The following is a 16801-nucleotide window of genomic DNA, read 5'->3' as shown; positions in this document are numbered from 1 at the left end:
TAAATTGTAAACGTTTTAGAAAACAAGGGGGAAGGTCAAGATGAAGCTTCTAGCAATTACATCATGCCCAAACGGTATTGCACATACGTATATGGCTGCAGAAAACTTGCAGAAGGCAGCAGACAAGTTAGGCGTTTCCATGAAGGTGGAAACCCAGGGCTCCATCGGTGTGGAGAACGAATTTACCGAAGCGGATATTGCCCAAGCAGACGGCATTATAATAGCCGCAGACAAATATGTGGATAAAAGTAGGTTTCTCGGCAAAAAGTTGTTAGTCGTCGGTGTACAGGAAGGTATTCGAAATCCGGAAGCGTTAATTCAAAAAGTGATCAGCGGGAAAGTTCCCTTTCATCAAGGACAGCCTAGCTCTGAAGCGGCAGGCACTAATGGAAAACAGAAAGCAGCTAAGCAAAATGAGTTTTATCGACATTTGATGAGCGGTGTATCCTATATGATTCCGTTCATCGTTGTTGGCGGGTTGCTCATCGCTATTGCACTATCCCTCGGTGGTGTACCTACACCAGGCGGTTTGAAAATTCCAGAGGACTCTTTCTGGAAAACGATCGAAAGTTTGGGCGCAGCTGCCTTTACATTTATGGTTCCGATCCTAGCTGGATTTATTGCCTATAGTATCGCGGATCGGCCGGGTATTGCTCCAGGTATGATCGGTGGTTTCGTTGCTGCTAACGGAAGCTTCTATGGCAGTGAGGCTGGGGCAGGATTTATCGGCGGAATTATTGCCGGATTCCTGGCAGGTTATGTTGCGCTAGGAATTAAGAAATTGAAAGTGCCTAAAGCGATCACTCCGATTATGCCAATCATTATTATTCCTGTTATGGCATCTCTAATTGTCGGATTAGCCTTTATTTATCTTCTTGGTGGACCGATCGCACAAATTTTTGAGTCATTAACAAATTGGCTAGCAGGCATGCAAGGAACAAGTTCGATTTTACTGGCCTTAATACTCGGAGCCATGATCTCCTTTGATATGGGCGGACCAGTTAACAAGGTTGCTTTCTTGTTCGGCTCTGCCATGATCGGAGAAGGAAACTATGAAATTATGGGACCCATTGCAGTTGCCATATGTATTCCGCCAATTGGCCTCGGACTTGCAACATTTCTATTTAAGGACAAATTTCATGAGGCCGAACGGGAATCCGGTAAAGCTTCCTTCACCATGGGTTTGTTCGGTATTACGGAAGGCGCAATTCCTTTTGCATCACAAGATCCACTGCGCGTAATTCCAAGTGTTATGATCGGCTCCATGACCGGTTCCGTTATCGCGATGCTCGGTCAGGTTGGAGACCGGGTTGCCCATGGTGGACCTATCGTTGCAGTTCTGGGAGCGGTTGATCATGTGTTGATGTTCTTTGTCGCTGTTATTGTCGGCTCGATTGTCACCGCTCTCATGATAAAGCTGTTGAAGAAGGATGTTGATGTCGATCAACCTCAAGCTTTAGTTGAAGACGCATTTGTACCTGCTTCTACTGTTGATTCCAAGCCTCTTCCTCAAAAAGAAGAGCAGCATGAACCTGTCAACAAGTTGACGGATATTGTTAGCTTCGATCTCATTGATACAGCATTAACCGCCACTTCTCGTGACGGCGTAATAGACGAAATGATCGAAAAGCTAAACTCACACGGGGTGCTAAACTCTGCGTCCGAATTTAAACAAGCGATACTAAATCGTGAGCAGGAAAGCTCAACCGGTATCGGTATGAACATCGCTGTTCCCCATGGGAAATCAAATGCAGTCATCAAACCACGTGTTGTATTCGGGATCAAGCAGGAAGGTGTTGATTGGAACAGTATAGACGGTTCCACTGCCAAATTAATCTTTATGATTGCAATTCCCGCTGAGAACAAAGGGAATGAGCATCTCAAGATACTGCAAATGCTGTCCCGCAAGCTGATGGACGATGATTACCGTGATCGGTTGTTGCAAGTTCAGACTAAACAGGAAGCTTATGATCTTTTAGATGAGATTCATTAAAATATAAACGGGCAGCCCCCTTCCAAGATCAGAACGATCTTACTAGGGGGCTTTTTGCTCACATACGACTTAGCTTGATCTACCTGACCAACAGGCTCTTTAATATTGTTTGACCCTCCTCGAAGTATGCATACGCAGACAGGTACTTCCCTTAGCCATACCAAGTATGATTTCGAAGTATTTATAACGATCTAACGAATTGAGGTGTTTAATTATGGCCATTATCGTAAATCTTGATGTAATGCTAGCTAAAATTATGAAAAGTATCGATATATTGGATAATAGGATCACATCAGATTGTAAATAAAATGACCGTCTTCCTGAGAAAACGGTCATACATTTTGAAGCTCACGAAGTCTCCACCATGGATATTCTTCTTGCAAAATCTACAAACTGGAACTTGTCCAACCGATGTCTCGACTCCGTATATTGAAAGAGCGTTGTATCCTCCAGATGAACATATCCCCGGACGACAACCACATGGGTATCATCTCTGAGATCCATATACTGATGGTCCATCTCCGTAGCCCGTTCCACGCAAATAACCTTCTCTGCGTAGCTGATCTTTAAATGAAGTTCCTGCTCCAGATATTGATAAATGGAATCTGCCGTGATTTCCTTCGTCAAATTCGTAACGATTTCAGCAAGCAAATAATCGATATCCAGAATGATGCGTTCACCTTCAATTTCTCTGGCACGTATAACCTTCCATACAGGCTGATTTGCTCGGATATGAAGCTCCTTAGCTATTTTGTCTCCTGCCGGAACACATTCAGTTACATAAACAAGAGTTCGGCTCTTTTTGCCTAATCGTTCGGAAAGCTCTTTATAACTGACCAGACCCGACACTGGAAATTTCAATCGGCCTGTATCTAGTACAAAGGAACCCTTCCCTTTTACTTTGTTAATGTAACCATTCTGTGCCAGTAAGTTCAATCCCTTGCGTACGGTTTCTCTTGAGGTTTGGTATGTCACAGCAAGCTCATTCTCAGATGGAAGTTTACTTCCAGATTGGAGGATTCCCGCATCAATACGTTCGACGTAATCTTTGTAAAGTGTCAAAAAAATATTGTTTGTCATCGCTTTATCACCATAGCTATTGTACCATGTTTTGCAGCGATTTCATTGCTCCATGTCTGAAACGCCAGATTTAGGATCGAGTGAAACCTGCAATACCGGGGTCTTACCTTGAATAGCTCTCCCCTCATATTCTTTAATCTCCTGAATGCCATCCTGCCCATCCGGAACAAGAATCGGGGTAATGACTGGCAAACCTGCTTTTTCAATACGTTCTTTATCGAATTCAAGCAAAAGTTGTCCTTGTGTTATAATCGATCCTGTCTCCACATGGGCGGTAAAGCCGTCCCCTTTTAAGGAAACCGTATTAATTCCCACATGAATCAAAACCTGAATTCCGTTAGCATCGGTTAGAATGAGTGCATGTTTGCTCTTAATCAGGTGTGCAACGGTTCCGTCAAATGGAGCATATACCTTCCCTTCGGATGGAATAATGGCAATTCCTTGCCCCATCTGTTTTTCCGAAAAAGCAGGGTCAGGGACTTCTGATAGAGGCACAATTACTCCATTCAGCGGTGCCGCGATATCAACCGTAAGCTTCGCAGAAATTGGATTTGCTTCAGATTTTAGTGAAACCTCATTCTGACCACTCGCTGCTTCCGTCGTTACTGCCTGTTCACTTACTGCCGAATCCAGTGTATTTTCTTTCTCCAACCGATTAGACTGCCTGGACAACTGGTATCTGCCATACAATAGCGTACCGGTAAAAGGAATCACAAGAACAATAGCCATTCCCAGAAAGAAGACACCCCATTGGTTCGGGAAGATCGACAAGAATCCCGGGATGCCGCCTACGCCGATGGAAGAAGCAAGAACGTTATTTACGGCTAATAGTACGCCTGCGATCCCGGAACCGATCATTCCGAAAATAAAGGGGTATTTGAAACGTATATTGACACCGAAAATCGCCGGCTCGGTTACGCCCAAAAAGGCGGAGATGGATGAGGTTACGGCAAGGCCTTTCGCTTTCTGTTCTCTTACAATGAACATCATGGCAAGAGCTGCTGCACCTTGTGCAATATTAGACAAGGCAAGCATCGGCCACAGGAAAGTTCCACCTTCGCTTCCGATGAGTTGAATATCCACCGCAAGGAAGGTGTGGTGCATCCCCGTAATAACAAGCAATGCGTACAAACCACCATAAATCAGACCGCCGAGTGCAGCAAAAGAATCGAAGATGCTGACAAGTCCCGAAGTAAGCGCATTACCAATCATGAATGTGATCGGACCTACCACAATAAATGCAAGGAACCCCGTAACTAACAAGGCAACAGGTGCTACGATTAACAATTTAATAGAATCATGCACCCTTTTGTCTAAAAACTTCTCGATCTTCGCTAAAATGTATGCGGAGACAAGTACAGGTAACACTTGACCCTGATAACCTATCTTCTCAACTTCAAATCCCAATAGATTCCATACCGGTACTGTGCCTTCCAGCTTGGCATCTGCATATTGATATGCGCTCATTAGATCCGGATTCACGAGAATTAAACCTAAAACAATCCCTAACAGCGGATTACCCCCGAATTGTCGCACAGCTGACCAACCGATCAAGACAGGTAGGAAAGTAAAGGCCGTACTTGCAATCAGGTTAATGATGGAAGCCACATCTGCCCACTCAGGATGCACCTCAATTAATGATTGGCCTTCATAGAAAATGCCGGGTCCCGTAAGAATATTGTTAATTCCAAGCAGGAGACCCGCCATAACGATGGCCGGCAAGATCGGGATAAAGATATCGGAAAGCGTCTTTATGGCCCGCTGGAGTGGATTTTGTTTCTTGCTGGCAAGCGATTTCACATCATCCTTGGTTGCTCTGGCGCCCCCAGTAATTTCAATCATCTCATTGTAGACTTGGTCGACCAGACCCGGTCCGATCACGACCTGAAATTGACCCTGGGAAGAGAATTGTCCCTTCACCAGATCATTTTCATCAAGTGCTTTAGAATCTACTTTGCTTTCATCCGCAAGGGCAAATCTTAATCTGGTTACACAATGCGTAGCGGCTTCAATGTTGTCTTTTCCTCCGACTGCCTCAATGATCCGCTCCACATTTTTACGATCTAATTTCGCCATAGCCTCCCGCTCCTGACTTTATGAGATTTTATTGTATGGTTTTAATCAGCCACATATATGACCCGTAAGGTGAAAGCTTAACGATTGGAGTGAGTTCTGGTTCTTCCGCTGTATTACCTATGAGAAGCTCTGCTAACCGATCTTCGGGGAGATTCTCAGTGAACTTCTTGGGAAGTTCAAACCGAACCTCTTCCTTGCTGAAATTTGAAATAACGACAAGTGTTTCTTCAGAATTTATTCTGGCATAGGCATAAACCTGGGGATGTCCTACATCAAGACGAACGTATCTTCCATCTGTAAATACCGGGATACTTTTACGAAACTCGATTAACTTTCGATAGTGGTGATAAATCGAATTATAATCTTCTACCTGTGCCTTTGCATTGATTAACGGATAACGTTCATCGATCTTGATCCAAGGTGTACCGGTAGTAAATCCAGCCTGATCGCTATCATCCCATAGCATGGGCAGCCGCGAATTATCTCTGGAGCGTACACTTACAATATGAGCAGCTTCTTCAGGTGTTTTTCCCCTTAGCTGAAGAATTTCGTACATATTCCTTGATTCAATATCACGGAACTCGGAAATATCATTCCATTTGGGATCCGGCATACCGATTTCTTCTCCTTGATAGACATAAGGCGTACCTTGCAATCCATGAAGCGTGGTTGCGAGCAGTTTGGCGCTTTCGTTCCGGTATTGGTCCTCGTTCGTAAACCGGGTAAGCGAGCGCGGTTGATCATGATTGTTCCAGAACAGCGCATTCCAGCCACCACCCTGCTGCATGCCGATCTGCCAATCGGAAAGCACTTTTTTCAGTTCCTCGAAATCATAAGGCTTAAGTTCCCACTTTTGTCCGTTGGGGTAATCCACCTTTAGATGATGGAAGTTGAATGTCATGGAAAACTCATTTTCCTCCGGATTAGAGTAGCGAATGCAATGTTCTAGTGTAGTTGAAGACATTTCACCAACAGTTACTAAATTATACGGTCTGAACACTTTTTCATTCAGTTCTTTAACATACTCATGCACACGAGGTCCATCGGTGTAAAATTTACGCCCATCCCCTGGTGGTACAGAGCCGTCATCATTTGGGAATGAGGGATCTTTGGAAATAAGATTAATGACATCCATCCGGAACCCGCTTACACCCTTTTCAGCCCAAAACGTTAGCAAATCAACAACCTCTTGTCTAACCTTTTCATTTTCCCAGTTCAGATCCGCTTGTGTCTTATCATAAAGAGTCAAATAATACTGCTCTGTTCCTTCGTCAAACTGCCAAGCGGGGCCTCCGAATTTGGACTGCCAATTGTTAGGCGGCCCCCCATCCTCTGCAGGATCTTTCCAGATGTAATAATCCCGATATGGATTATCCCGAGAAGACTTCGCCTCCTTAAACCAACGATGTTCGGTAGAGGAATGATTGACCACAATATCGATCATAAGATGCATACTTCTGTTCTTTAGTTCCTGAACGAGCTCATCAAAATCTTCCATCGTTCCGTAGGCAGGATCAATGTTGTAATAATCCGCAACATCGTAACCGTTATCATTTTGTGGAGAAACATACACCGGCTGAAGCCATACGATGTCGATACCCAATCCTTTTATATAATCAAGCTTCTCAGTAAGCCCGCGAATATCGCCTGTACCACGGCCGGTTGTATCGTTAAAGCTTTTCGGGTATACCTGATAAACCGTAGATGCTCTCCACCAATCTCGAGGCTGGTTTCCCTTAGTTAGCATGAAAATCCACCTTCCTTGTCATCTTGTATATACAGGTTGTTTATAGACAAATCATATACTTGTATATACAGGAAGTCAACCACCTAACAATTAATACCCACTTCTGTGGGTTATAGACCAATATTTTGAATAATCTTCGGATAAAAAAATACTATTTAAAACATAGAAATAAGTTTCAAAACATTCAAAACATGAACAAAAGAATGTAGGCCGTCCCGATCATTAGTGAAACAAGCGAAATAATATGCTCCTTCGATTCCCTGATGTACTTCCATTCTGCGAATGCATTAAAGCTAGATGCAATGATGAGAAAGCACAGCCAAAACCATCTCATAATATTCATATCTGAGAAGTCGAGGTTAAAGAGAATCACGAGAGAAATTAAACAAAGAATCCATCCTCCCCAAGTGTAGAACCTTTTTCCGCTCGTCTCTGAAATCTTGATCTTTTCCCCTTTAACAAACCATAGTTTTAATAACATTCGAACGATGGCCAGAATAAAAACTAATGATGAGATTGAAATACCCATAAGGATGCCTCCTGCGTTAATGTGTCTCCTACAATATGCATAAAGTCCTAATTTATACCTTCTTGTTTTCCAATGGATTATATCATATTTTATGGTAGCAGAATCCGGTGATAGAACCTGGATAAGTTGAATGACTAAATGAGAGTCTCTTAAGTCCGTTTAAACGCACAAAGAAAAAGCCGCATAGCTGCGGCTTTTTGGGTTTATCTTTGTTAAAATACTTTTGTCGTCCATGATTCACAATTCCAGATATCTGTTGCAATATCGCTGTAGAACTCCGGTTCGTGGGAAATCATCAGAATGCTACCTTTGTACGCTTTTAAGGCCCGCTTCAGTTCATCTTTCGCATCGACATCCAAATGGTTTGTCGGTTCGTCGAGCACGAGCAGATTTGTTTCGCTGTTAATGAGTTTGCACAAACGGACTTTGGCCTTTTCCCCGCCGCTCAATACAGCAATTTTGCTCTCAATATGCTTGGTTGTTAGTCCGCATTTGGCCAGCGCCGCACGTACCTCAAACTGGCTTAATGAAGGGAAGCTTTCCCATATTTCCTCTATGCATGTGTTGTAGTTGCCTTCTTTCATTTCCTGCTCGAAGTAGCCGATCTCCAAGTTATAACCAAGCTCTACAGAGCCGGATAGTGCCGGAATTTCACCTAAAATGCTGCGCAGCAGTGTCGTTTTACCGATCCCGTTCGCACCAACAAGCGCAACCTTCTGTCCACGCTCCATCCGCAGATCAAGAGGTCTGGATAGTGGGCTATCGTAGCCGATGACCAGATCTTTCGTTTCAAAGATATCCTTGCCGGCTGTTTTACCTTCCTTGAAGTTAAACTGCGGCTTCGGCTTTTCCTTGGAAAGTTCAATCACTTCCATCTTGTCGAGTTTCTTTTGTCTGGACATCGCCATATTCCGGGTAGCCACGCTGGCTTTGTTACGGGCAACAAAATCCTTCAACTCCGAGATTTCTTGCTGCTGCCGGTTATAAGCCGATTCAAGCTGTTGTTTCTTCATTTCGTAAACTTGCTGGAACTGATCGTAGTCACCTACATACCGACTCAGCTTTTGATTTTCCATATGGTAAATCAGATTGATTACACTGTTCAGGAACGGAATATCGTGCGAGATCAGTATAAATGCATTTTCATACTCTTGAAGGTAACGCTTCAGCCATTCAATATGCTGTTCATCAAGATAGTTGGTAGGCTCATCAAGAAGCAAAATATCCGGCTTTTCCAACAGCAGTTTTGCCAGCAATATTTTTGTCCGCTGACCGCCGCTAAGGTCGTTAACGTCACGGTCAAGTCCTATGTCAGTTATACCCAAACCGCGGGCTGTCTCCTGCACCTTGGCATCAATCATGTAAAAATCCTGGCTGGTGAGCGTATCTTGAATAGTTCCGACTTCTTCCAGCAGTTTTTCCAGCTCTTCCGGGGACACTTCCCCCATTTTGTTGTACATTTCATTCATTTCTTGCTCGAGGTCGAACAAGTATTGAAACGCACCCCGAAGTACATCTTGAATCGTCATCCCTTTGGTCAAAACAGCATGCTGATCAAGGTAACCGACGCGTACCCGCTTGGACCATTCAACCTTGCCTTCATCTGGCTGCAGCTTGCTCGTAATGATGTTCATAAAAGTAGATTTGCCTTCGCCGTTTGCGCCAATTAATCCGATATGCTCGCCTTTTAAAAGTCTGAACGAAACATCTTTAAAGATAGCGCGATCTCCAAAACCATGACTTAATCCTTCAACGTTTAATATACTCATCTATACACCTTTTTCTAATATTATCGATCTATTATAAGCATGATGAAGTGAAAAGTTCAATAAGAAGTCAGAACGCTTTCTACTAAATCCCCATCAGCCTCAGGATAAGTTGCTTTAATTCATCTCATTTTATGAACTGGTCAGCCTTAAAAAATCATAGAAAAACTAATAGCTTGTTTGGTAATTCACCTAAAAATTTCAGGTCTAAGTAAAGCTTGCGTTTACTTGCAAAAAAGCCACGCGATCTCACGCGCAGCTATCTAAGAAGCTTATTTACTTATGCTCAGAAGTAATTTTTCGAATTTGTTTGGACTCATAATTTCATGAGTAATAAACTTACCATTGTATAACATGCAGAAGGTTGTCCATACGCTAGGAGCCTTCCTCGCTTCTTCCCTAGTGTTCAATCGATGACTGGTAAAGTCCACCCCTTGTTCAGCTGCAACTTTCTTTAGATCCTCCAAAACTCCCACTGCAAAAGGGCATTGAGCCGTGTAATAAATAGTAACCCCGTCATTAACAGGCAATGCGTTGTTGACCGAAGTTGCAAAGGTAGGCATGTTGGCCTGATCATTCCACTTGAGGACAGCCAGTTCGAAATAAGGGTCTGCTTGATCTACAATTGTAAAGCCCATATGTTCGAAATAACGCTTGTCACTCAGATAAGGAAGTTTCTTTTTGCTTACAATGTGGACAATTCCATCCATCCCAAGAGCCATCGCATCTTCTTTACATTTATTAAGCAACTCTCTCCCATGTCCATTGTCTTTATGCCGACCTGAAACCCATAAACAATTGATATACATATAATTTGGCGCTTCAATAGGTACCCAGGCTTTTTCCGCTGGAAGATACTCGATAAAAACCTTGGCCCGATCATCCAGTCGGTAAAAAGTTAATCCCTCTTCCATACGCTCCGTTAGCCAATGTTTCTTTTCACGAACGGCTTGTTCATATTGCTTCGCACCCAAAGCGCAACAAATATGTTCCTGGTCCAAATTGTGTTTTGTTAATTGTATATATCGCATTTGTTCATAACCTCACCATAATATTTGATTAGGTACAAGCTCAAGAAGTCTCAAAACCTGCGTAGAGTCAGTAGTTCCGATATCCCCACAGCGCCTCATCCAGCTGACCATCACCCTCCAACAGGATCATGACAGCATACGAAATCATATCCAGCCACTCTTCCATGAGTTCGACTTGTTCCTTGGAGAGCAGTCCGTTTCTTTGCAGCATGCCGTCTGGGTAAAGGGCCCACGCGCGTGCAAGCTGACAAATGCTCCAAAAGCATGCTAAAATCTCCCGATTCACTTGCGGCTTCTCAAACTCCTTCGCCAGCACCTCGATAATATTCATCAGTTCATGGAAATTACGTTCATCCAACTCTCCGCGAAAAGGCCTAAGCATACCCAAAAATCCATGCTGCATCTTCTCATGCTCAAGATCTTCATGAACGAACGCGTGACATTTAAGCAGGAAAAGCGCTTCCGCTTTATCCATCATCTCATCACCTTTCACTCGCACAGTTGCTTTATCCTAATATCGATTCCTGAACCTTTTCCCCGGTTAGAACGCAACTTTCAAGTACGAGCCAGAAGTTGGTTTCATCGAAACCTGCAACGATGCCCTCGATACAGTAACCTGGGTATAAGTAATGCCACGGCGTCTGCTCTCTAAGCTCTCTATCATCCGTAACGGCATAAGCTTGATTGTTCAGCCGGATGATGACCCCCTGAGGATAAAACATCGCAAGAGTCCCTCTGACTCGGTCACCCAGTGAATATTGCGGCTTGGTCCGTATCCATTCCGCTCTATAAGGTTCGATCGCCCGTTGCCATAGGGTCTCGAATTCCTTTGGAGTCATTTCCTGATCGCCTTCCATTACCGTTACTTGCTGATCACTTAAAATAAAATCAGGAGCAATGGAAACTTGGAGTGTTCCACAATCCTTCATGATCATCTGCCGATAAGCTATACCGTGATCATCGATCTCAAAAAAGTAGCTTTCGCCTTCTTCCACCCAGTTCGCTTTAATATATTTCATTCAGGATTCTCCTGTTTTTTTGCATCTATTTTGTTTATTATACTACTTTTTCAAGTATCAATATTTTACAATATGGTGTAAACCCCAATCATTAGATAAGCGGTTCCTCATGTGAACGTGCCCTTGCCTTCCGACAACAAAAGCAAACAGGCCGACCTAGGGTGAACCCTTAGCCGACCTTGTTTTTTTACATGTGTAGTATAGTAAGATTCCTCATGTTACTTCGTACAATTTGCATACTCCTCAACAGAGGATTGCTCTCCTTGCCACAGCAGCCGCATCTCATCACAAGTCGCAAGCAATTCAGACAAGCTGCCTTCCGCTTCGATCCGGCCATCCTTCATAACGATAATATGATCTGCCTTCGCAAGAGCTGCCCTCCGGTGAGATACCGCAATACAAGTAACATCACGCTCCTTGAACAGTCCATCCCAAACCTGCTGCTCCGTCTCCACATCCAGCGCACTGGATAGATCGTCAAAGATGAACAGATCCGCACCCGTCATCAGCATACGTGCAGTCGCAGCACGTTGGATCTGTCCACCTGACAGCATGACGCCCCTTGGACCTACGAATGTTTCAAGCCCTTGTTCCAAGTTCTGAATGTCCTTTTCCATGACAGCTAGACGAATAGCACGTTCCAAGGATTCTTCAGCACGCTCTTTCTTCCCTTGCACAATATTCTCTCGCAAAGTATCGCTGAACAAACGAGGAACCTGAGGCGTGTATGCAGCTCTAGGCGGCATTAGAAAGGTAGCAGGATCAACCTCCTCCCTATTCCAGCGAATTTTGCCCTCTTGTTTGGGCAGCAGGCCAAGCAGTGTCCGAACAAGTGTAGATTTACCGGCCCCGATACGTCCAGTGATAACTAGGAATTTGCCGCGTTCCAGACGGAAATTGATATCCGATATTCCGTTCTCAGAATTCGGATAATGATACGACAAGTTGCTTACTTCAAGTTCTCTCAGCTTTTCCTTCGGATCTCTGTTAATCTTAGGCAGTTTAGGAGGGTCCTCGTTAAGATAAGTTTCCCGTGCCTCAATGATTCGGTCTTCCTCGCCCGGGCGGAACAGTGTCCGCATCCGGTCAAAGGATACCTTCAACCGTTTATGCTGAAATACCATGTAGCCGAACAAGGAAATACTGAAGCCGATGTTTGCCAGATAGGTCGTAAACAAGGCAAAATTTCCAACGGTAAAATGCCCAGCCTGCATCTCAGCAGCACACATCAGAAGGATCAAACCCGTACAGATGCTGAGTACATGTTGATTGAGTGATCTCATCCACTGTTTGAACAGATTATCCTTTAGCGCTGCCTGTCGGCGGTCTTCGTTCAGCTTCGAAAAACGCTCATGAACATGATCCTCAGCCTGCCCCAGCTTCAGGGCTTGAACCGCCCCAAAGGTTTCCGCAATAAAGCTGGTAATACGTCCGGTAGCTTCACGGTTCTTTTGTCCATATCGACGGGCCCGGTTACCAGATAAATTATTAAGCAGCGTCACAACCACAAACGGCAAAACAGCGACCAGCATAATCTTCCAATTAATGCTCGCCATAATGACAACTGAAACCACTGTAAATACAAGCTTCCCCCAGAAATCCACCCAAGATTCCACATACTCGACAACCTCATCCACGTCATCACGGAAGCGACTCATCGCCTCGCCAGGTGATGCTGGCAGATTCCGTCCTGGCCAACGCATAATGCCTGCCAGCATATTCGTACGCAGAATAGCCTGAATGTGATAGATATACGTTACCCATTGGTAGAATGCTGCAAAAAATGTCCCAACTCTTGCGACCCTCACAACGGCAATGAAGATCAGCGGTACAGCCAGCCACAAATAATCGGTAGAATTGGACGTGGCACGGTCAAAGAACCACTGCATTCCAATCCCAGTCAACAACGGCAAGGAGTGAAATATACACCACAACAAGCCATTAAATAAAAACAATGAAGGCTTAAATCGAAATAGGCGCCCAATAAAACCAGCGATCGTCATGCCAATTCCTCCTCTCTGCCTGTAATCAGCAGCCTGGCATAATGCGAATCCGGATCTTGCGCCAGTGCTTCCCGTGCTCCGAATTCCAATATTCGGCCATCACCCAGCACCATAATTTTATCCACCTGCTCCAGCGTTGCCAGACGATGAGCAATAATGATCCCTGTACATTGACTCATCAGCTGATCCACCGCCACCTGCAGCATCGTTTCCGTTGCAGCATCAAGGCGTGAAGAAGGCTCATCCAGAATCACCAAACTCGGCTGTGTCAAAAATACCCGGGTTAACGCAAACAGCTGCGCTTCCCCTGCAGACAGGGAGGACCCGCCTGTCGTCAGATGGGTATCCAGTCCTTCCGGCTGCGCATCAATCCACTGACGTAGTCCCAGTCGCTCCGTTGTTTCCAAAATGAACGCATCCGATACATGGCTATCAAACAGTGTCAGATTGTCACGCAGTGAGCCATCGAACAGCTGAACATCCTGGGTAACCATACCGACCCGGCGATACAGTGCCGGAAGCTTCAACTTCGTAATATCCGTACCACCGACACGAATAACCCCACTGTCGATATTGTACAAACGAAGTAAGACACGGCTGAGACTCGACTTCCCGCTGCCGGTGCGTCCAATAATGCCAAGACGTTCCCCTGGCTTAACTGTAAAATTAATGTCTTTTAGCACTGGCTTCTCTTCGTTATAACTGAAGTTGACTCCCTCAAATTCCAGACCCAGCGCTCCCTCATGAAGATGATCCTGCTCCCCGTCCATGATCTCGCTGCGATTCGAGAGCAATTCTCTAGAACGAAGCATGCCGGATTTCGCTTTTTGAAACTCCTGCACCTGGTCGCCTAGCATCTCAATCGGGTCGTTCAACATCTGTGTATATTGATAAATGAGGAACAGCGTTCCGAGGCTAATCTCACCAATCAAGTAGTAACGAACCCCTAGTAATAGTACAGCGGTAACCGCAAGAGCAAACAGGATGACGGTGGTGTTCCACGGAATGACCCGGAGCATCCAAGCTTTTCTTCCTTTCAAAAACACGGCGCGCATCATCCGATGAAACCGATTCATGACATAAGGCACATTACCGTTGGCCTGCACATCCTCAATCCCTGCAATGCGTTCTTCAATTAATCCGAACAGGGAAGCACTGGCTTCACGTTCGTTTTTCGATGAATTGACGCCCAGATTACGGATGAACACCATGAACATAATCGACACCAGCGTAAAGACTGTCATCACGATAGCGATCGGCATATTCACGGTAAACATAAACCCTAAAATCCCGGCCAGCAGCACAAAGCTTCCGATGACCTGCACGATAAACATTGCGAAAAAGTTCGAAATGTTCGTCACATCACCATCGACCCGCTCGATCATCTCACCGGGCGTTTTCATATTATGAAAACGCATATCCAGTCGCAAGCAATGCTTCAAAAGATCCCCGCGAAGCTGGTTCGTTGCCCGCCATGAAATGTCGTTTCCAAGATAACTAACAGCTACCGTAATCAACTGGTTTAATACGGCAGCAACGAGGAATAACCCCGCGAGCTGAATCAGGCTGGCTAATACCCCGCCACCTGCTGCCGTATCAATAAAACGTTTGACAATCTGTGGATTCAGAAGCTGCAAGCCTGTCGAGGTTAACAGCAAGATGAGCAAAATCATCAGCCGCCCTTTGACCGGGCTCAAATATCGTAGCAGCCATGACATTGATGTTTTCTCTTTTTTGGGCACTGTGCCCACCCCCATATACATACAAGTGTGTATAGACCAATACCACCCAAGACCCTATGTCAGAAGTCAGTAAATCATGACCATTCTAGATGAAAGGCCTGGGCATTCCGATGTTTCAGTCGGAAAGTCGCTACGAAGTATCGTATAACGCAACATTACAACAAGGGACAAGTTCTGACTTCTCGTTAAAACAATTCGTTTTCAATTTTTTAAGTGAAACAAATAACATCACCTTTACGCCGTTCATGATTTCCAAATGGTTCCTTTTCATTCTTTGAACTTCTCCTTCCTATGTGAAGAGACTATTGGATGTACGCAAAAAAGCCGTAGATGAACAAATGTCCATCTACGGCTTATAACAACAAGAGAACAGCATAAGTAAATACACTTTTGCAGGTTTCTTGTATGCATTGCAATAATGATGAAAGTTCATAACAGGAGTGCACAAACGTTGGCAACACAAACAACCTTACTAGGCGCTTGTTAGAATCACCTTAATCGTTCATACCTTATTCAGTTATCGATTAATCGATAGTTCCTGTCATAAACATTTTCATCGTTACCAACCCATTCACATAATTTGTTCTCATTGTATTCGTTTACACAATAAACGTCAAGATATTATTTACTATAAATACATCTATATCCATTTATGTGTCGTATATTTAGAAACAAAAAGAGTACCGAATTTTTTCGAGACCCTATTCAACATCATAACAAAAACGAAATTATAAGTCTACTTTTTTTTGCCGGATTGTGTAAAAATATGATTTGTTAATGAAAAAGAGGAGGCAATATATATGATTCCAGCAAAAATATCAGCTTATTGTTCGAAGACGCCCTTGTTGAATGAGGTTACTGAATGGTCACCCTTGAGGAAATGGGCTCTTTCCGAAGTTTACAGAGTAAAGTTGTTACGGGATGAAACACGCATTATTAAGTGGAGCGGAAATGAAATGGCTAGGGAAGCTACAATTTATAAAGAGTTGGTTCATCCATTGGAGTTAAAGGCACCACAGATCTTTGAGATCATTCAAATGAAGGACAGCGCAGTTATCATCATGGAGGATGCCGGAAAAAGAGATTTGGAACAGCAGATAGAACCTGAGTATTTTCTTGAAGCTGCGAGTGAATTAGCAAGACTAAGAACGAAAGCAACAGTCAACCTTGAAAGGTTGCTCTCAAGAAAGACCATCGAAAAATATTCAGTCTCAGAAGACGACTTTCTTCAGATGTTGGGCGATCTTTTGAAATCGGATAAATTAGCAGAGAACAGATTATTACTAGACGTTAAGGGTGTATTACCACAACATTTAGAGATGTTATATCATAAGGTCCCTACTTCGCTAGTACATGCTGATTATCATGCAAAAAACCTTCTGATTCAAGACAATGGAATTATGCCGATTGATTGGTCCCATGCTTATTTAAGTCCTCATCTTGGTGACTTGTATTGCTTAATTAAGGAAGCGGATCACTGTCTATCAAGAGAAGATTTACTATCAGCATTTCTAGAGGTAACTGATATAAATATCGATCATCTGAACTGGCAAGTGCAAATCGGCGGTTTATGTTGGCTAATAAAAACTTTGCGATGGCTTGTATATGGCGGCACAGAGACAATCCCAGGATCTGAAGCCTGGATACCCGATCTAATGAAAGATTTAGAGAATATATATCAGCAATTGACTACATAAAGTTTAGTACTAATAAAACATCGTTAAAAACTTGAACTGTACACCCCATTGTGGACGTTTTAAAAATAACTAACTATTAGAAGATGACTCCGAATTCGTTTTCGTTTGGGGTCATCTT

General features: G+C 43.9%; 12 protein-coding genes. 2 read left to right on the top strand and 10 right to left on the bottom strand.

Annotated elements, in window-relative coordinates:
- The first annotated feature begins 40 nt into the window (after positions 1–40).
- Positions 41–1993 carry a PTS fructose transporter subunit IIABC gene (locus B9N86_RS12400; RefSeq protein WP_208919489.1) on the top strand — a complete coding sequence of 651 codons (1953 nt, stop codon included), beginning with the start codon at positions 41–43 and terminating at the stop codon, positions 1991–1993.
- 348 nt (positions 1994–2341) lie between these two features.
- Here B9N86_RS12400 and treR read toward each other — a convergent pair whose 3' ends face one another.
- The 10 genes from treR to B9N86_RS12350 form a co-directional block, all read right to left on the bottom strand.
- The gene (treR, locus tag B9N86_RS12395) at positions 2342–3073 is read right to left on the bottom strand and encodes a trehalose operon repressor (RefSeq protein WP_208919488.1); all 732 of its coding nucleotides are present in this window, start codon (positions 3071–3073) and stop codon (positions 2342–2344) included.
- A 42-nt stretch (positions 3074–3115) separates the two neighbouring features.
- Positions 3116–5149 carry a PTS system trehalose-specific EIIBC component gene (treP, locus tag B9N86_RS12390; RefSeq protein ID WP_208919487.1) on the bottom strand — a complete coding sequence of 678 codons (2034 nt, stop codon included), beginning with the start codon at positions 5147–5149 and terminating at the stop codon, positions 3116–3118.
- Between the two features lie 28 nt (positions 5150–5177).
- Positions 5178–6896, bottom strand: a complete 1719-nt coding sequence (treC, locus tag B9N86_RS12385) for an alpha,alpha-phosphotrehalase (protein WP_208919486.1) — start codon at positions 6894–6896, stop codon at positions 5178–5180.
- Positions 6897–7080: 184 nt separating this feature from the next.
- Positions 7081–7425 (bottom strand): DUF4181 domain-containing protein, encoded by a 345-nt coding sequence (locus B9N86_RS12380; protein ID WP_208919485.1) that lies wholly within the window; start codon positions 7423–7425, stop codon positions 7081–7083.
- Positions 7426–7637: 212 nt separating this feature from the next.
- Positions 7638–9194, bottom strand: a complete 1557-nt coding sequence (locus tag B9N86_RS12375) for an ABC-F family ATP-binding cassette domain-containing protein (RefSeq protein WP_208919484.1) — start codon at positions 9192–9194, stop codon at positions 7638–7640.
- A 269-nt stretch (positions 9195–9463) separates the two neighbouring features.
- Complete coding sequence (locus B9N86_RS12370) at positions 9464–10222, bottom strand: N-acetyltransferase (protein WP_208919483.1); 759 nt, start codon at positions 10220–10222, stop codon at positions 9464–9466.
- Between the two features lie 67 nt (positions 10223–10289).
- The gene (locus B9N86_RS12365; RefSeq protein WP_208920292.1) at positions 10290–10697 is read right to left on the bottom strand and encodes a hypothetical protein; all 408 of its coding nucleotides are present in this window, start codon (positions 10695–10697) and stop codon (positions 10290–10292) included.
- Between the two features lie 31 nt (positions 10698–10728).
- The gene (locus tag B9N86_RS12360; RefSeq protein ID WP_208919482.1) at positions 10729–11241 is read right to left on the bottom strand and encodes a hypothetical protein; all 513 of its coding nucleotides are present in this window, start codon (positions 11239–11241) and stop codon (positions 10729–10731) included.
- A gap of 218 nt (positions 11242–11459) precedes the next feature.
- Positions 11460–13244: an ABC transporter ATP-binding protein gene (locus B9N86_RS12355; RefSeq protein ID WP_208919481.1), complete on the bottom strand. Its 1785-nt coding sequence runs from the start codon at positions 13242–13244 to the stop codon at positions 11460–11462.
- Entirely contained in the window at positions 13241–14962 is a 1722-nt protein-coding gene (locus B9N86_RS12350; protein WP_244563056.1) for an ABC transporter ATP-binding protein, read from the bottom strand. Before B9N86_RS12350 ends, B9N86_RS12355 begins: the two co-directional genes overlap by 4 nt.
- 824 nt (positions 14963–15786) lie before the next feature.
- Here B9N86_RS12350 and B9N86_RS12345 point away from each other — a divergent pair.
- Positions 15787–16683, top strand: a complete 897-nt coding sequence (locus B9N86_RS12345) for a phosphotransferase (RefSeq protein ID WP_208919479.1) — start codon at positions 15787–15789, stop codon at positions 16681–16683.
- Positions 16684–16801 lie beyond the last annotated feature (118 nt).

Source organism: Paenibacillus uliginis N3/975 (genome assembly GCF_900177425.1).
In the GTDB taxonomy this organism is placed as follows: domain Bacteria; phylum Bacillota; class Bacilli; order Paenibacillales; family Paenibacillaceae; genus Paenibacillus_AQ; species Paenibacillus_AQ uliginis.
Note: the sequence above shows the minus strand (reverse complement) of the source record. Positions and strands in the feature narration are given on the sequence as shown.